Genomic DNA, 17,444 nt, shown 5'->3' with positions numbered 1-17,444 from the left:
GGAGTGATGATGCCGACGGCTTCAAGGGCTTCGGCGGTCTCGGGGAGGATCCCGAGGGATCGGAACGTCGTAGTCAGGGTGCTGCCTCTTCTGTGTACGTGGTGCGAGGCGAGCGCGCGGGTCGTGCCGGACCGTGTCGGGGACGTCGGCTGCCTTACGGGGGAGCCGTAGGACACGGGACCTCTGTCGACGCTCCAGCGCTCGTACCACTGAGGGTCCCCCTCCGGATTCCGTACGCAGTGTGGCGTACGGCAGGGAGGGCTGTCGGGTCGGAGCCGATCGGGCCACCGACCGGGCATCCTCATGCGTGCGGCCCGACGAAGATGTCACGTACCCGTACGTCACATACTCGGCAGGCGCATTACCACCATACCCCGGATTCGCGCACACGCGATGGCCGATTTGGTCGCGTAGTTGTCGTCACACTGATCGGCCGGGGTGGATCGGGGGCCGACCTGGGCCGACGGGGGTCCTTCCGGCAGACGGCAGGCGGGCTATTGTGCGCTGCATGACGAGCTCGGACAAGCCTGGCAACGCCGCAGACGCCCCCGCCGAAACCACCGGAGCCACCGAAATCTCCGGAACCACTGAAACCTCCGCAGCCACCGAAACCACTGGAGCCACCGGGGTCGCCGCCCTGGACTGGGCGACGGCAGCCGCCGACCCCCAGTACCGCGCCGCGGTCGTGGACCTGCTCGGTGCGCTCGCGTACGGCGAGCTGGCGGCGTTCGAGCGGCTCGCGGAGGACGCCAAGCTGGCGCCCACGCTCGCGGACAAGGCGGAGCTGGCGAAGATGGCGTCGGCGGAGTTCCACCACTTCGAGCGGCTCCGCGACCGGCTCGCCGAGATCGGCGAGGAGCCGACGGCGGCGATGGAGCCGTTCGTGGCCGCCTACGACGGCTTCCACAAGCAGACGGACCCCTCCGACTGGCTGGAGGGGCTCGTCAAGGCATACGTCGGTGACTCCATCGCCAGCGACTTCTACCGAGAGGTCGCGGCCCGCCTCGACTCCGACACCCGCGAGCTGGTGCTGGCCGTGCTCGACGACACCGGGCACGCCGGTTTCGCCGTGGAGAAGGTGCGTGCGGCGATCGACGCGGACCCGCGGGTGGGCGGGCGGCTCGCGCTGTGGGCGCGGCGGCTGATGGGGGAGGCCCTCTCGCAGTCCCAGCGGGTGGTCGCCGACCGGGACGCCCTGTCGACGATGCTGGTGGGCGGTGTCGCGGACGGCTTCGACCTGGCCGAGGTCGGCAGGATGTTCTCCCGGATCACCGAGGCGCACACCAAGCGGATGGCGGCGCTGGGTCTGGCGGCCTGAGCGCTGCCGGGCACCCCGGTGCGGGTCCCGTCGGGCGCTCACTTCCGGCGTGGACCCCACCGGACGCGGCGGCCGCTCAGGCGGTCGCCGATCGGCCACGGAGTCTTCCCGCGGGCCGCAGCAGCAGCGACAGCGAGGCCGCGGAGAGGGCCGCCGAGCCCAGGAGGACCAGCAGCAGACCGCCGGCGCCCAGCGCGGTGTGTGTGACGAACGCCCCGAACAGTGCCCCCGCGATCCCTGTCGGCAGGACCAGGACACGGTCCGGCAGACGGTGTGGCAGACGGCGGGCGGCGGCCCATGCCAGGGCCAGGCCGAGGATCGCGGCGCTGAGCGCTTCCAAGAGCATGTCGGGGGTCCCTCCCACATGGCCGGCCTGCCCGAAACGGTCACAGCCGTCTTACCCCTGACCTGCGGAATGCAACCCTCCCTCTGTGGGTGAACTGTGCTCCGTGTGTGAAACGGGAAGAGCTCGGACAACGGGAAGACCTCGGACAACGGGAAGACCTCGGACAACGGGAAGAGCTCGGACAACGGGAGGGGCCCGGCGGCTGGTCACCGCCGGGCCCCTCCCGTTCTTCGTCCGTCGCCCTGCTTCCGCCGGCTACAGCGCGCCGAAGCCCACCTTGCGCGGGGCAGGCTCGCCGATCTCGACGTAGGCGAGACGGTCGGCCGGCACCAAGACCTTGCGACCGTGTTCGTCCACCAGGCTCAGCAGCGCCGACTTGCCGGCCAGTGCATCGGCCACCACCCGCTCGACCTCCTCGGCACTCTGACCGCTCTCCAGAACGATCTCGCGGGGCGCGTGCTGCACGCCGATCTTGACCTCCACGGCTATGTCCCTCCGACGGTCAGTGAAGTGCGCGATCTTCGCGCCGTACCCAGCACACATTAGCCCGGTGAGGGGACGTACACGCTGCGGCGGAGAACGCCAGGAGCGAACAGCCGACGGGAACAGGCCGTCGTACGCCCGCGGCCGCCCGGCGCACCGTGCCGGTCAGTGCTGCTCGCTGCCGTGCAGCGGGAAGCCGGCGATGCCCCGCCAGGCCAGTGAGGTCAGCAGCTGGACCGCCTGGTCGCGCGGCACGCTGCGGTCGCTGTGCAGCCAGGAGCGGGCCACCACCTGGGCGAGACCGCCCAGCCCGGAGGCCAGCAGCATCGACTCGGCGCGCGAGAGTCCGGTGTCCTCGGCGATGACGTCGCAGATCGCCTCGGCGCACTCGTTCGTGACCTTGTCGACGCGCTCGCGCACGGCGGGCTCGTTGGTCAGGTCCGACTCGAAGACCAGGCGGAAGGCGCCGCCGTCGTCCTCGACGTACGCGAAGTAGGCGTCCATCGTCGCCCGGACCCGCTGCTTGTTGTCGGTCGTCGACGCGAGCGCGATCCGTACGGACTGGATCAGGGCCTCGCAGTGCTGGTCCAGCAGGGCGAGGTAGAGGTCGAGCTTGCCCGGGAAGTGCTGGTAGAGCACCGGCTTGCTGACGCCGGCGCGTTCGGCGATGTCGTCCATCGCGGCCGCGTGGTAGCCCTGGGCCACGAAAACTTCCTGTGCGGCGCCCAGCAGCTGGTTGCGTCGGGCTCGGCGGGGAAGGCGTGTGCCCCGTGGGCGTACCGCCTCTGTCTGCTCGATGGCTGTCACGCCGCCTCCCATAGTCGTCCTCGTGCGGTGTGCGCCGCGTCGCCATCGTACTTTTCGGTAACCGTGGTGTGTGCGCTGCGAGCGCAGAATTTCACGGACCGGACGGTGGTGAAAGCAGCACAACAGGTTTCAAAAGGGTTCAGGCCGGGCAGAGATGGCCTCCTTCGGCTCGGCGGGCCTCTCCGTCGTCTCGCGGCGCCGCGTCTCAGCGGTAGTCGTCCTCGTCGTGGGAGACGACCCGGGCCTGTTCCACCAGGTCGGCCTCGTTGGCGCGGTCCGGGTCGACGCCGGTCAGCGGGTCGTCGCGCTCCGGAGCGATGTCGGCCTGCTGCTCGGCCGCGTCGGCGTCGGGTGCCTCGACGTCGAATTCCTCCGGTTCCTGTGCCTCGTCGTCGAAGGTCTCGGGGTCGGTCGGGTCGACGGTCATGCTGGGCTCCCTTCCTACGGACGTCCCTGAAGGTGCAGGGGCCACACGCGGGTGCCCACTCCACGAGCCTAGGAGACACCCGATCCGGACGCCATGCGTCGGCTCCTGCCTACGCTGGGGGCCGGCGCGGCGGGCTGGCGCCGTGCACGCGCTTGTGACGGCGAACACATGAACCACCGTGTGATCGTCTCGTAACATTGCCGCATGCCTTCGACCGAGCCGCCGACCGTGCCGCCCGCCAACGTGCTGCCGAAGGTCGCAGCCGTCAAGGTCGCGGCCGGTGAGCGGCTCAGGTCGGTACAGCTGCCCGGCATCACCCTGACGGTGCGCTCGAGGCCGCCCGCGCGCGAGGGACTGCCGCCCGCGCTCTACGTCCACGGCCTCGGCGGCTCCTCGCAGAACTGGTCGGCGCTGATGCCGCTGCTGGAGGGCGTTGTCGCAGGCGAGGCCATCGACCTGCCGGGCTTCGGGGACTCCCCGCCACCGGACGACGGCGACTACTCGATCACGGGTCACGCGCGCGCGGTCATCCGCCACCTCGACGCGGCCGGGCGCGGCCCCGTCCACCTCTTCGGCAACTCGCTCGGCGGCGCCGTCGTCACGCGCGTGGCCGCGGTGCGGCCCGACCTGGTGCGGACGCTGACCCTCGTGTCGCCCGCGCTGCCGGAGATCCGCGTGCAGCGCAGCGCCGTGCCGACGGGGCTGCTGGCACTGCCGGGGGTGGTGTCGCTGTTCACCCGGCTCACCCGGGAGTGGACCGCGGAGCAGCGGGTCCGCGGAGTGACGGCGCTCTGCTACGGCGACCCGGGGAGGGTGTCGCCGGAAGGCTTCCGCAACGCCGTGGAGGAGATGGAACGGCGGATGCGACTGCCGTACTTCTGGGACGCGATGGCCCGCTCCGCACGCGGAATCGTCAACGCGTACACGCTGGGCGGCCAGCACGGGCTGTGGCGACAGGCCGAACGGGTTCTCGCACCGACGCTGCTGGTCTACGGTGGACGGGACCAACTCGTCGGCTACCGCATGGCCCAGCGGGCTGCCCGCGCCTTCCGTGACTCCCGGCTGCTGACCCTGCCGGACGCGGGACACGTGGCGATGATGGAATATCCGGAGACCGTGGCCACGGCGTTCCGCGAACTCCTCGCGGACACCGGGGAACCGATGGTCGGCGAGAGGACCGAAGAGGCCGTCGACGACGAGCCCGCCAACCAGACCACAGGAGGCTGAGGCGCGACGTGGGACGCCACAGCCGCCGCGGACCCGCCCCCAAGGCCGACGCCGCGGACACCGCCGCGGCGCGGGAGCCCCGGCCCGGCCTGCTGGGCCGCCGCCGGGCGCCCGGTCCTCCGGCGGAGGAGCAGGCACCGCAGGCGAACGGAACGCCCGGCACGGCTCCCCACGGGACAACGGACGGGGCGCCGGGCAGGGCGGACGGGACCCGAGGCGGGGCCCCGTCCGGCGGCCCGCAGGGATATGCGGGCCCGGGCCCGCATTCAGGCCCGGCCCCAGGTCCACGGCTCCCGGGCGGGATGCCGGCCCATGGTTTTCCGACGGTTTCGGACGGCACTCCGGCGCGTGGTTTTCCGACGGCTACGGACGCTACTCCGGCGCGTGGCTTCCAGGGTGTCGCGGATGGCACTCCGGCGCACGGTGTGCCGCGGACCCGTGGTGGCCATCCCGAGCAGCGTGAACCCGGCGGCGGCTGGGGCGAGCTGAGCGGGCGGGCCGGTGCCGGGCACGGCATTGCGGGGGGACCGTCTGCAGGTGCCCCCTCGCGGCCCGCGCCGCCCTCCTCGCCTTCCTCGTATCCTTCGCGACCCGTGCAATCCGGGCCCCCCGGTCGGTCCGCGCGGCCCGGCCCGTCCTTCCCGCGGCAACGGCAGGCGGCTGCGGGAGAACCACGGCAGGAGTACCTGGACGCCTTCGGCGAGGACGGCGACGTCTTCGCCGCCCGCTCCCCGCGCCGCACCCCCGTCTCCGCGCGCCCCGCCGACCCGTACGCCTCCGTCACCGACTGGAGCGCCGACGGGGTCGGCGGCATCGCGGGTGGCGGTGGCGGAGGCGTTGGCACAGCCTCCGGCACCGATTCCGACGACGCGCCGCCCACCGGTCGGCCCGCGCCGGCCAAGGGCGGCAAGGGCAGGACCTTCACCGGCATCGCCGCGGCCGCCGTCACCACCGTGCTGGCGGTCGTCGTGGCCGGGCAGGTCGCCGACGGGGCGGACGGCGAGGACGTGCAGTCGCAGTCCGCCGCCGACCAGGCCCGCGGCGTCCGCGACTCCGCGTCGCGCACGGACGGACGGCCGACGCCCTCGGCACCCGAGTCCCCGGCGCCACTGACGTACGAGCAGAAGATGGGAAAGAAGTACCCGCTCAGCGCCACGCTCGAGGGTTCGGGGAAGTTCGACGCGGTCCCGGGCATTGCCAAGGGGCCGGGGACGGGGCAGAAGTACACCTACCGCGTGGACGTGGAACAAGGGCTCGGACTCGACGCGCGACTCTTCGCCGATGCGGTGCAGAAGACGCTCAACGACGACCGGAGCTGGGCCCACAACGGCGCCCGCACCTTCGAGCGCATCCACTCCGGGCAGCCCGACTTCGTCATCACGCTGGCCAGCCCCGGCACCACCGCAGTGTGGTGCGCCAAGTCCGGCCTGGACACCACCCAGGACAACGTGTCCTGCGACTCGGCCGCCACCGAGCGCGTGATGATCAACGCCTACCGGTGGGCGCAGGGCGCGGAACCGTACGGCGACGACCTCCACGGGTACCGGCAGATGCTGATCAACCACGAGATCGGCCACCGCATCGGCTTCAACCACGTTACCTGCGACAAGGACGGTGAACTCGCCCCGGTCATGCAGCAGCAGACCAAGTTCATCGACCACGACGGAATCGACTGCCGCCCCAACCCCTGGGCGTACCCCAACAGCTGACCGCGAGGCCCGGCCGTTCGTCGCTCACCGTGACGGATTCATCCCTTAGCGCGACAGAACGCACTCCGGGTCGGAAAGTTACGGCCGTTCACCCCTTTTGGTGGCGCGATGGACAACCGTCCATCGCGCCACCGCCTTGTCCGCATACGTTCGTCCCGCTGCGAGCCGCCGGGCCAACGACGGCTCCCCAGACGGGAGATCGGGGGTGCGCGCGTGCGCATCGGACTGCTTACGGAGGGTGGCTACCCGTATGTGAACGGTGAGGGCGGACCCTGGTGCGACCGGCTCGTGCGCGGTCTCGAGCAGCACGAGTTCGACGTCTACGCGCTCAGTGACAGCGAGCGCCAGGAGACTGACGGGTGGGTGCCGCTGCCGCCGCAGGTCAGCCGGGTCCGCACCGCGTCGCTGTGGGACGCCGGGGACGGCGGCGCCGTGCACGGACGGCGGGCTCGCAGGCGCTTCGCCGAGTGCTACGGGGAACTGGCCGCGGCCCTCTGCACCGCCACCCCCAACGACTCGTCCGGGGCCTCGCAGGAGGCGTCGGCCCTTGAGGCGGACCGTTTCGCCAGCGCGCTGTACGGGCTCGCCGAACTTGCCCGTGACGAGGGCGGGCTGTCCGGCGCACTGCGCTCGGAGGCCGCCGTACGCGCCCTGGAACGCGCCTGTCGCGCGCCCGGCGCCCACCGCGCGGCGCGTGAGGCGCGCGTCCCCGATCTGCTCACCGTCGCCGCGCGCCTCGAACGCGTTCTGCGCCCCCTGTCGCTCGACTGGTACGAGGACGACGGCCTCGGTGCGGTCGACCTGTGCCACGCCGCCTCCGGTGGCACGGCCGCGCTGCCCGGCCTGCTCGCCCGGCACTTCCGCGACGTGCCCCTGCTGGTGACCGAGTACGGGGTCCGGCTGCGGACGCACTACCTCACCGACCTCACCGACCCCGACTCGCCACCCGCGACACGGTCCCTGCTGGCCGCCTTCCACACCCGACTGGCCGCCGAGACCTACCGGCACGCGGCCGTGATCACGCCCGGCAACACGCACGCCCGCCGCTGGCAGGAGCGCTGCGGGGCCGACCGCACCAAGCTCCGCACGGTCCACCCGGGCATGGACGCGGCCCCCTACGCGGAGGTGGGAGAGTCGCCGGACCGCGCCGACCCGCACACCCTCGTCTGGGTCGGCCGCGTCGAGCCCGCCAAGGACCTGGTCTCGCTGCTGCACGCCTTCGCGGAGATCCGCGAGGAGGAGCCGGGAGCCCGCCTCAGGATCATCGGCGCCCCCGACGGCCCCGAGGGCGCGGCCTACCTCGCCCACTGCAAGGGCCTGGCCGCGCAGCTCTTCCCCGACGAGGCCGACGGCCCGTACGCCGTCGGCCGCAACCCGGTGTCCTTCGAGGAGACCGGCGGACCGGAACTGCCGTCCCGCGTCGACGCGTACGCCGCGGGCGCCCTGGTGGTCCTCTCCAGCGTCGTCGAGGGGTTCCCGACCGGCCTGGTCGAGGCCATGCTCTGCGGGCGCGCGACGGTGTCCACGGACGTCGGCGCGGTGGTGGAGGCCATCGGCGGCACCGGACTCGTCGTGCCGCCGCGTAATCCCCGGGCGCTCGCCGAGGCGTGTGTCGCCCTGCTGCGTGACCCCGAGCGCCGTGAGCGCCTGGGTGCCGCCGCGCGCGCCCGCGCACTGGAGCTGTTCACCGTCGAGCAGAACGTCGCGGCATTTCACGGCATTTACCTGGAGATCCTTTCGAGGGCGCCCGTACGCCGCGTCGCCCCCGACGACACCGGAGAGCCGCTGCCGTTCGCCGTTCCTGCCGAGGCGCACGTCCTCGGCCGCTCGGCCGTACCCACGACTCGCGTCGTGTCCCGCGTCGGCCCCGGCTGGGCGACCGACGCCCCCGTCCGTGGCACGACCCCGGTCACCGCGACCGAGGGGGTCCGATGAGCGGCCTCGGCGAACTGGACCGCCCCGAGACCCCGGGCAGCCCGGGCGCCCGGGACGAACGCCCGCGGGAGTTCCTGACCGCCGGGACGCCTGCCCCTGCAGCTCCTGCCGACCGGCGGATGGCGGATGAACGGCGGTCGGGTGCGGGTGAGGGCCCGTGGCCGCTCGAGAACCGGGAACCGGGCGAGGGACGGCACACGGGTGTCGACCGGCGGTCACACGAGGACAGGCGGTTCGGTGGGGGCCTGCGGCCCCGCGACGACCGGCGGTCCGGTGGTGTCCGGGGGGCGGACGGTGACGGGCGAGGGCCGGACGAGGGGGGGCGCGCGGGCGACGACCAGCGCGCAGCCGGGGGTCGGCGGCCGGGGGAGAGCGGGCGGCCGGGCGAGAGCAGGGAGCCGGGCGAGAGCAGGGAGCCGGGCGAGGGCCGGCGGCCGAGCGATGGCGGGGGAGTGGGCGCAGACCGCTGTCCAAGGACGGGCCAGGACAGCTGTCCGGGGACGGGTCAGGACCGCTGTCCAGGAGCGGGCGAGCGCCCGCGCGCAGCCACCGACGGCAAAGCGGCCACCGACGGCAAAGCGGCCACCGACGGCAAAGCGGCCGACTGCGGCGGCGCGGCCGAGCACAGCGCGGTAGCCGCCGTCGGCAAGCCGCCGCCGCCCGCTGCTCGCCGCGCCACCGCGGACCCGGTGAAGGCCCTGCTGCACCGGCACCACGACCTCTGCGAACGCGCCGTGGACCCGCTGGAGATCGCGGCCGGCCTGGAGGCGCACGGCATCACCGACCGGACCGCCGCACACTTCCGCCACCGGGACGTCTTCTCCCTGGCGGAGGAGATGTACGCCCGTGTCCCCCGTGACGACACGCCCCCGCGCCCCACGGACCTGCCGGCCCCCCGGGTGCGCGCCACCTGGGTCGTGCTTGCCCTGCTGCCCGGCGCGCTGTGCGTCGCCGCCGTGGCCGGCTTGCGCCTCACCGACGGACGGCCGCGCCTGATCGTGGCCGTCGCCGGCACCCTCGCGGTCTCCCTGGCCCTGCGCGCGGCCCTGCGCCGGGGGCCGCTGAGCGCCCCGACGCGCACCACCGGCACCTGGGCCTGGACCTGCTGGCTCGTCGGCTATTCCCTCCTCGGTGACGGACTGCTCGCCACCGCGCTGGCCGGTGGCCCGGACGGCCTGCCCGACGGCACCACCGACGGTCCGTGGCCCGTCACCGTCGCCCCCGTACTGGCCCTCGCCCTGGCCTGCGCGCCCGCAGCCGCGAGTGCCCACCTCTTCGCCGTGCGCGCCCGCCGCAAACTGTCGGACAGCCGCGGTCTGGCCGACTTCTCAGCCTCCGTACGCCCCCTCCTGCTCGGTGTGGTCGCCCTGTTCATGGGGGCCTTGGCAGCCCTGGCCGCGCTGACCGGCGCGGTCCTCGCAGAGCCCGCCGCCTACGCCCGGACACTCACCCTGGGCGCCCTGCTCCTGCTCGCCCGCCTGCTCGCCGTGCACGGCTGCACCCACGCCCCCACTCTCGTCCTGACCGCGTCGGCCACCGCTCAGGCGGCCGCCCTGGCCACGCTCTTCGCCGGCCGTCTCCCCGGCTGCGGTTTCCTGGCCGCCCCCGTGGAGGCCGTGGTCGTCGCCTGCGGCCCGGCCGGCGTTCCGACGGTGGTCTGCGGCACCGGCGCCCTGGCCCTCCTGGTCCACGCGACTCGCCGCCTGACCAGGGCCTCGGCCCACGCATCGACGGAGCAGCCGCGATGACCTCACCCCCGGACAGCCCCCCACACGTCCCCGTCACCCTCCGAAGGAGCCCCCAGATGACCACCTCCCGACCCGACGCCTCGGCACCGGGAGCCGCCCGATGAGAGTCCTGCTGATCGGAGCCAACGGCTACATCGGCCGCTTCGTCGCCGACCGTCTGCTCGCCGACCCGGCCGTCCAGCTCACCGCTCTCGGCCGCGGCGACGACGCCGACGTCCGCTTCGACCTCGCCACCGGCAGCCCCGGCGCCCTCACCCGCTTCCTCGACGCGGTTCACCCCGGCGTCGTCGTCAACTGCGCCGGGGCCACCCGGGGCGGCGCCCGCGAACTCACCCGGCACAACACCATCGCCGTCGCCACCGTCTGCGAGGCCCTGCGCCGCAGCGGCTGCGGCGCCCGCCTGGTGCAGGTCGGCTGCAGCGCGGAGTACGGCCCCAGCCAGCCCGGCTCCTCCACCGCGGAGGACGCCGTGCCCCGACCCGGCGGCCCCTACGGTGTCAGCAAACTCGCCGCCACCGAACTGGTCCTCGGCTCCGGCCTGGACGCCGTCGTCCTCCGCGTCTTCTCGCCCGCAGGCCCCGGCACCCCAGCCGGCTCCCCCCTGGGCCGCCTCGCCGAGGCCATGCGCCGCGCGATGCAGTCCGGCGACGGCGAACTCCGGCTCGGCGGCCTCGGCGCCCAGCGCGACTTCATCGACGTCCGCGATGTCGCCCGCGCCGTCCACGCCGCCTCGCTCTCCGCGGCGCAGGGGGTCATCAACATCGGCTCCGGCCGTGCCGTCCGCCTGCGCGACGCCGCCGCCACCCTCGCCCGCGTGGCCGGCTACGGCGGCGCCCTGCACGAACTCGACGGACCGCCCGGCGCGCTGCGGCCCGTCATCGGGCACCCCCGCACCGAATCCGTCGGCCACCGCGTCGAAACCCTCGGTCACCACCGCACCGACGGCCTCGGCCCTCACCGCCCGGAACCCCTCGGGCACCGCGGCGACCGTGCCGACACCGAGCACGCGGCCCCCGCCGTCCACCCCTACCCGGACGGCTGCGGCAGCTGGCAGCAGGCCGATGTGCGCACCGCGCGCGACCGCCTCGGATGGCGACCCCGGATCGCCCTCGAAGAGTCTCTCGCCGATATCTGGATGGAGGCCGCATGCCGTATCTGACCAGCGTCAAAGCGGGCAGCGCGAGCACCGGCGTCCGCACCGGCCTCGGAGTCCCCGGTCTGGCCCACCCCCTCGTCGCCGCCGGCGAGTGGGCCGACCTCACCAGCCCGGGCACACCCCTGCACTGGGTCGTCCTCAACGTCGCCGACGGCCCCGGCGCCCAGCCCGACCCGAGTTGCCTGGAAGCAAGCGGCCGCCTGCGCAACGCGGGCGTTCGCGTCCTCGGCCACCTCGACCTCGGGTACGGGGCGCGGAGCTTCGGCGCACTGATCTCCGACGCACACCGGTACCTCGACTGGTACCGGGCCGACGGCTTCCTCCTCGACCGCTGCCCGTCCGACCGGGCAGCGCTTCCCGAAGTCCGCCGCACCGTCACCGCACTCCGAGAGATGCGTGACGACGCCTACGTCGTCCTCGGCCACGGCACCCACCCCCACCCCGGCTATGCCGAGAACGCCGACCAGCTCGTCACCTTCTCGGGCGCCTGGAGCGACTACCGCTGGTCCCAGGCGGCCGAGTGGAGCGCCGGCCATCCGCCCGAGCGGTTCTGCCACCTCGTGCACGGCGTGCCCCGCGGGCATCTTGAGGAGGCGCTGCGTATCGCCCGGTGGCAGGGTGCCGGGACGATCTACTTCACCGACCGCACGGACCGGGGAGGCCGAACGGACCCCTGGGAGACGATGCCCGGCTACTGGGACGAGATCGTCTCGCGGGTCGGGACGGGTGTCTCGGAATGAAAAAGGCCGTGGCAGTGTTGCGAGGAGAACAACCGTAATTACTGACCGACCAACGGAGTCCCCGTGTCGCTGCCACCCCTGGTCGAGCCGGCCCCCGAGCTCACCGTAGACGAGGTCCGCAGGTACTCCCGCCACCTGATCATCCCCGACGTGGGGATGGACGGGCAGAAGCGGCTGAAGAACGCGAAGGTGCTCGCCGTGGGCGCGGGCGGTCTCGGCTCGCCGGCCCTGATGTACATGGCGGCAGCCGGTGTCGGCACGCTCGGCATCGTGGAGTTCGACGAGGTCGACGAGTCGAACCTGCAGCGGCAGGTCATCCACAGCCAGGCCGACATCGGCCGGTCCAAGGCCGAGTCCGCCCGCGACACCATCAAGGGCATCAACCCGTACGTGGACGTGGTCCTTCACCAGGAGCGGCTCGAGGCCGACAACGTGATGGACATCTTCAGCCAGTACGACCTGATCGTCGACGGTACGGACAACTTCGCGACCCGTTACCTGGTCAACGACGCCTGCGTGCTGCTGAACAAGCCCTACGTCTGGGGTTCCATCTACCGTTTCGACGGCCAGGCCTCCGTCTTCTGGTCCGAGCACGGTCCCTGCTACCGCTGCCTCTACCCGGAGCCCCCGCCCCCCGGCATGGTCCCCTCCTGCGCCGAGGGCGGCGTCCTGGGCGTGCTGTGCGCGTCCATCGGTTCCATCCAGACCAACGAGGCCATCAAGCTGCTCGCGGGCATCGGCGAACCCCTCGTCGGCCGCCTGATGATCTACGACGCCCTGGAGATGCAGTACCGCCAGGTCAAGGTCCGCAAGGACCCCGACTGCGCGGTCTGCGGTGAGAACCCGACCGTCACCGAGCTCATCGACTACGAGGCCTTCTGCGGCGTCGTGTCCGAGGAGGCCCAGGCGGCGGCCGCCGGCTCCACGATCACTCCCAAGCAGCTCAAGGAGTGGATCGACGACGGCGAGAGCATCGAACTCATCGACGTCCGCGAGCCGAACGAGTTCGAGATCGTCTCCATCCCGGGCGCCCGGCTGATCCCGAAGAACGAGTTCCTCATGGGCTCCGCCCTCGAGAGCCTCCCGCAGGACAAGAAGATCGTCTTGAACTGCAAGACGGGTGTCCGCAGTGCGGAAGTCCTGGCGGTCCTGAAGTCCGCCGGCTTCTCGGACGCCGTCCACGTCGGCGGCGGCGTGATCGGCTGGGTCAACCAGATCGAGCCGGAGAAGCCCGTCTACTGATCACCACTCCCGCTGACCAGCGGGCCCGAAGAAGCCCACGGCTCTGAACGCTCGGATGCCGTGGGCTTCTGTCGTTGTCGGTCGGCGCTGAGCAAACCTCGCACGGCCCCGGGGCAGCCCGGCCTCGGCGCCGGACCGCCACCAACGTGGAGACCGCGTGACCGGATGCGGGCTGATGTGGCAAGACACCGTCCTGCACCTTCCCGGAACGCTCGCCGGCGATCCCCGGTGTTCCCCCGCCGATCGCCGTCCGATCGGGCATGCAGGGGGCATGCGCGCCGACAGTCCGCGCCCCCGGCGGGGTCCGCTTACCTGTCAGGTCATCGTCCCCGGCGCACCGGCATGCCAGGATCTCGGTGTACGGAGCCCGACCGACCGGAAGGACACCATGCCCGCCTACGCCATAGCCCACCTGCAAGAGGCCGCCCCGCACCCGGAGATCGTCGAGTACATCGAGCGCATCCGGGCCACCTTCGAGCCGTACGGCGGACGCTTCCTCGTTCACGGCGCAGAGCACGAGGTGGTGGAGGGCAGCTGGCCCGGGCACGTCGTGATGATCAGCTTCCCCGGGATCGCCGAGGCGCGGGCATGGTGGGACTCACCCGCATACCAGGAGATCGCACCGCTGCGCTCGCGGCACATCGAGTGCGACATCATCATGGTCGAAGGCGTCCCCGAGGGCTACGACCCTACTGCCACCGCAAAGGCGATGCGGGAGGCCTTGCCTGCCGACTGAGCCCCCGCCGCCGTCATGAGCAGACCTTGCCGTCCTCCGGCACCGTCCCCTTCACCAGGTAGGCGTCCACCGTGGAGTCGACACAGTCGCTTCCGCTCCCGTACGCCCCGTGTCCCTCGCCCTTCCAGGTGAGCACCACACCCACGTCCTTGCCCAGTTCGTCCGCCATCCTGCGGGCACCCTCGTAGGGCGTGGCCGGGTCGCCGGTGTTGCCGACCACCAGGATCGGGGCCGCGCCGGAGGCGCTCACCTCGGGGGTCTCGTGCTGACCGGCCACCGGCCACTCGTGGCACCACCCGGCCGTGTCCCAGCCGAGGAAGGCCCCGAACACGGGTGAGACCTTCTCGAACCTCGGCAGCAGCCTCTTCGTCTGCTCCAGGGTCGGCCGCTGCTTGTCGTCCAGGCACGATATGACCCGTTGGGAGTGGGTCGTCGTGCCGTAGCGTCCCGAGGGGTCACGCTCGTTGTAGCCGTCGGCGAGCGCCAGCAGCTCGGAGCCGTCGCCCTCCTCCGCCGCGGCCAGCGCGCTGGTCAGGGCCGGCCAACCGTCCTTGCTGTAGAGCGGCAGCACGATGCCGGTGAGTGCCAGCGTCTGGGTCAGCTTCCGCCCGGGCGACGACGTCGGCAGCGGCTCCGCGTCGAGCCGCTCCAGGAGGTCGGCGATCTCCCGCGAGCCCTGTTTCGGGTCCTCCCCGGTGGATTCCAGGTAGTCGTCCAGGGCGCGCTGGAAGCCCCTGGCCTGGTTCTCGGCGTGGCCCATCGTGTCGGCGCTCGGGTCCACGACCGCGTCGAGGACCACGCGCCCCACGCGCTTCGGGAACAGGTGGGCGTAGACGCCGCCGAGTTCGGTGCCGTAGGAGATGCCGAAGTAGTGCATCTTCTCGTCGCCCAGCACATGCCGCATCAGGTCCATGTCGCGGGCCGTGTCCGTGGTCGAGACGTGCCCCATCAGCTTGCCGGCGGCCTTCTCGCAGCCCTTGCCGAAGTCGGCGGCATCCTTCAGGTAGGCCTGTTCCTCGGCCGCGGTGTCCGGAGTGGAGTCCACGGACTCGGCGTCCTCGATCGCCTCGTCGCCGCGGCAGCGGATCCCCTCGCTGGCGGCCACCCCCCGCGGGTCCCAGCTCACCAGGTCGTATCGCTCGTGCAGGGAGGAGACGGTGTCGGCGTAGGACGGCATCGTGGAGACGCCCGAACCGCCGGGGCCGCCGAAGTTGAACAGCAGCGAGCCGATGCGCTCGTCGCCGGTGGCCTTGGCGCGGATCAGCGCGAGGCCGATCGTCTCGCCGCCCGGCTCGGCCCAGTCCAGCGGCGCCTCGAGCGTGGCGCACTGCCAGTCGCCGTCCGGCGCGGGGGAGTCGGCGGTGCCCTTGCAGCGGCCCCAGTCGAGCGTCTGGGAGGCCAGCGACTCGGGCACCCCGGACGGCGCGGCCACCGACGGCCGTGCGCTGTCCGTCCCGCCGTCGTCCTCGCCGTCACCGGACGAGCCACCGCTGCAGCCCGCCGTTGCCAGCAGTGCGGCGGCGGCCGTCAGAGCCGTCCACCGTACGAGACGCGCCATGTGCTCTCCCCCCTCACAAGCCGTCCGCGCCGTGCAGCGGATGGCGGTCATGCCATGGTAGGTGGATCGCGCAACGCCTGCCGCGCCCTGTGGATAACTTTCTGATCTGCGGTTTTCTCGTGTCGTGGTGTCGTGGAGGTCAGGAACAGACGGTTCCGGCCGCCGGTACCTTGCCGTCCAGCAGGTAGCCGTGCACCGCGTCCTGCACGCACTTGTTCTTGCTGTCGTAGGCACCGTGCCCCTGGCCCCTGTAGGTCAGCTGCACGCCGACGCGCTCGCCCAGCGCCTCCGCCATCCTTCCCGCACCCTCGTAGGGCGTCGCCGGGTCGCCGGTGTTGCCGATCACCAGGATCGGCGGCGCACCGGGCGCGCTGACGTCGGGATGGTCGGCGGCACCGGTGACCGGCCAGTCGGTGCAGCCGAGCATGGACCAGGCGAGGTAGTCACCGAACAGCGCGGAGGCCTTCCGGAACTCCGGCAGCTTGCGTTCCACGTAGGCGGGGTCGTACCGCGGCTTGTCGTCGGCGCAGCTGATGGCGACGTTGGCCGCGTTGATGTTGCTGTACGCGCCGTTCTCGTTGCGCCCGTTCAACGCGTCCGACAGCCTCATGAGGAGCCTGCCGTCACCGTTGTACGCCTGCTCCAGGCCGTCGGTGAGGTACTCCCAGAAGTCCTTCGAGTACAGAGCCTGTGCGATGCCGCCGGTCGCGGCGGTCTGGGTGAGTTCGCGGGGGAAGACGCCGGGGACGGGTTCGCGGTCGAGATCCTTCAGGAGCCGCGCGATGCGGTCCTTGACGTCCTGGGCGCTGTTCCCGACCGGGCAGTCCTCGGCCTTCGACACGCAGTCCTCGGCGAAGTTGTCGAGCGCGAGCTGGAAGCCTTGCGCCTGCGCGAGCGAGCTCTGTTCCGGCGTCCGCGTCGGGTCGACGACCGCGTCGAAGACGGCGCGGCCCACCTTCTTGGGGAACAGGTGGGCGTAGACGCCGCCGAGTTCGGTGCCATAGGAGATGCCGAAGTAATGCAGCTTGTCGTCGCCCAGGACCTGGCGCATCAGGTCCATGTCGCGGGCCGCGTCGGTGGTGCGCACGTGCGGCAGGATCTGCTTCGAGTGCTTCTCGCAGGCCGTGTTGAACTCCTCCGTGTCGTCCACCAGCTCGGTGCGCTCGGCCGCGTCGTCGGGGGTGGCGTCCTGTTGGAAGTAGGTGTCGAGCTGGTCGTCGTCCAGACACTTCACGGGGGCACTGCGGCCGACACCGCGTGGGTCGAAGCTGACCAGGTCGTAGCGGGTGCGCAGTGTCGCGTAGTCCTGGCCGAAGGCGGGCAGCGTGGTGACGCCCGATCCGCCCGGCCCGCCGAAGTTGAAGACGAGTGAACCGATCCGCCGGTCTGCCTCACCGCTGGCCTCGGCACGGATCAGCGCGAGGTCGATCGTGTCGTCCTTGGGGGCGTCCCAGTCGCGCGGAGCCTTCATGGTGGCGCACTGCCACTCGTCGCCGTCCGGCAGCGGGGACGGAGCGGCGCCGCCGCCTTCGGCTTCGGACGGAGCCGGGCAGTCCTTCCAGTCGAGCTTCTGGCTCGCCAGGTCCTCGTCCTCCCGGCTTCCGTCGCCGCAGCCCGCCAGCAGCGCGGACAGGGTCAGGGCGGTGGCGGTGGCGGTGGCGAGGGTGGTGAGGGAGGCGGCTCGTAGCCGGGAGGGAGTCGGCATGCGTCCATCGTGCGGTTGCGCGGTGTCATGCGCTCGGGGCCGGAGCCGTAAGAGGTACGGGGCGGGTCCTTGAGGTGTCCGGGTGTGGCCCGGTGAGCACGGTTCGTGATCCCGAGGCATGGGGGTCTCGCTTACGGGGGGTACGGGGCCGGCCCGAGCTGTACGGATCAGGGGCCGAAGCGTGCGGATCCCGCCCCGAGTCGTACGGATCAGGCCGAAGGGTGCGGGTGCGGCCCTGAGTCGTACGGATCAGGGGCCGAAGCGTGCGGATCCCGCCCCGAGTCGTACGGATCAGGCCGAAGGGTGC

Annotated in this window: 15 protein-coding genes; 9 read left to right on the top strand and 6 right to left on the bottom strand. The window is 72.3% G+C overall.

Annotated features, from left to right (window positions below; all coding sequences use genetic code 11):
- Nucleotides 1-508: 508 nt before the first annotated feature.
- Complete coding sequence (locus ACP4J0_RS27125; RefSeq protein WP_426601345.1) at nt 509-1,318, top strand: ferritin-like domain-containing protein; 810 nt, start codon at nt 509-511, stop codon at nt 1,316-1,318.
- A gap of 76 nt (nt 1,319-1,394) precedes the next feature.
- Here the strand turns inward: ACP4J0_RS27125 and ACP4J0_RS27120 are convergent, their stop codons facing one another.
- The 4 genes from ACP4J0_RS27120 to ACP4J0_RS27105 all read right to left on the bottom strand — a co-directional run bounded on the left by ACP4J0_RS27120 (nt 1,395) and on the right by ACP4J0_RS27105 (nt 3,381).
- Nucleotides 1,395-1,664 (bottom strand): hypothetical protein, encoded by a 270-nt coding sequence (locus tag ACP4J0_RS27120; RefSeq protein ID WP_426526709.1) that lies wholly within the window; start codon nt 1,662-1,664, stop codon nt 1,395-1,397.
- Between the two features lie 255 nt (nt 1,665-1,919).
- Nucleotides 1,920-2,147, bottom strand: a complete 228-nt coding sequence (locus ACP4J0_RS27115) for a DUF3107 domain-containing protein (RefSeq protein ID WP_426526711.1) — start codon at nt 2,145-2,147, stop codon at nt 1,920-1,922.
- Nucleotides 2,148-2,312: 165 nt separating this feature from the next.
- On the bottom strand, nt 2,313-2,954 hold the full coding sequence (locus tag ACP4J0_RS27110; RefSeq protein WP_426526713.1) for a TetR/AcrR family transcriptional regulator: 642 nt from the start codon (nt 2,952-2,954) through the stop codon (nt 2,313-2,315).
- Between the two features lie 205 nt (nt 2,955-3,159).
- On the bottom strand, nt 3,160-3,381 hold the full coding sequence (locus ACP4J0_RS27105; RefSeq protein WP_426601344.1) for a hypothetical protein: 222 nt from the start codon (nt 3,379-3,381) through the stop codon (nt 3,160-3,162).
- Nucleotides 3,382-3,585: 204 nt separating this feature from the next.
- On the opposite strand from ACP4J0_RS27105, the gene ACP4J0_RS27100 reads away from it, so the two are divergent.
- The 8 genes from ACP4J0_RS27100 (at nt 3,586) to ACP4J0_RS27065 (ending at nt 13,874) form a co-directional block, all read left to right on the top strand.
- Nucleotides 3,586-4,608 (top strand): alpha/beta fold hydrolase, encoded by a 1,023-nt coding sequence (locus ACP4J0_RS27100; protein WP_426601343.1) that lies wholly within the window; start codon nt 3,586-3,588, stop codon nt 4,606-4,608.
- A gap of 8 nt (nt 4,609-4,616) precedes the next feature.
- Entirely contained in the window at nt 4,617-6,317 is a 1,701-nt protein-coding gene (locus ACP4J0_RS27095) for a DUF3152 domain-containing protein (protein WP_426601342.1), read from the top strand.
- Nucleotides 6,318-6,530: 213 nt separating this feature from the next.
- Nucleotides 6,531-8,252, top strand: coding sequence for a DUF3492 domain-containing protein (locus ACP4J0_RS27090; protein WP_426601341.1), 1,722 nt, complete (start codon nt 6,531-6,533; stop codon nt 8,250-8,252).
- A 452-nt stretch (nt 8,253-8,704) separates the two neighbouring features.
- Entirely contained in the window at nt 8,705-10,000 is a 1,296-nt protein-coding gene (locus tag ACP4J0_RS27085) for a hypothetical protein (protein WP_426601340.1), read from the top strand.
- A gap of 100 nt (nt 10,001-10,100) precedes the next feature.
- Nucleotides 10,101-11,159 carry an NAD-dependent epimerase/dehydratase family protein gene (locus ACP4J0_RS27080; protein WP_426601339.1) on the top strand — a complete coding sequence of 353 codons (1,059 nt, stop codon included), beginning with the start codon at nt 10,101-10,103 and terminating at the stop codon, nt 11,157-11,159.
- Nucleotides 11,147-11,896, top strand: coding sequence for a spherulation-specific family 4 protein (locus ACP4J0_RS27075; RefSeq protein ID WP_426601338.1), 750 nt, complete (start codon nt 11,147-11,149; stop codon nt 11,894-11,896). The genes ACP4J0_RS27080 and ACP4J0_RS27075 overlap by 13 nt, the downstream gene beginning before the upstream one ends.
- A 63-nt stretch (nt 11,897-11,959) precedes the next feature.
- A complete protein-coding gene (moeZ, locus tag ACP4J0_RS27070; protein WP_426601337.1) occupies nt 11,960-13,138 on the top strand; it encodes an adenylyltransferase/sulfurtransferase MoeZ in 1,179 nt (392 codons plus the stop codon).
- A gap of 388 nt (nt 13,139-13,526) precedes the next feature.
- On the top strand, nt 13,527-13,874 hold the full coding sequence (locus ACP4J0_RS27065) for a DUF1330 domain-containing protein (RefSeq protein ID WP_426601336.1): 348 nt from the start codon (nt 13,527-13,529) through the stop codon (nt 13,872-13,874).
- 13 nt (nt 13,875-13,887) lie between these two features.
- Here the strand turns inward: ACP4J0_RS27065 and ACP4J0_RS27060 are convergent, their stop codons facing one another.
- Entirely contained in the window at nt 13,888-15,432 is a 1,545-nt protein-coding gene (locus tag ACP4J0_RS27060) for an alpha/beta hydrolase (RefSeq protein ID WP_426601335.1), read from the bottom strand.
- 139 nt (nt 15,433-15,571) lie between these two features.
- Complete coding sequence (locus tag ACP4J0_RS27055) at nt 15,572-17,137, bottom strand: alpha/beta hydrolase (protein WP_426601334.1); 1,566 nt, start codon at nt 17,135-17,137, stop codon at nt 15,572-15,574.
- Nucleotides 17,138-17,444: the final 307 nt, after the last annotated feature.

The sequence above is a fragment of the Streptomyces sp. WG7 genome, from assembly GCF_049975785.1.
Taxonomy (GTDB): Bacteria; Actinomycetota; Actinomycetes; order Streptomycetales; family Streptomycetaceae; genus Streptomyces.
This window is presented reverse-complemented; position numbering and strand designations above follow the sequence as displayed.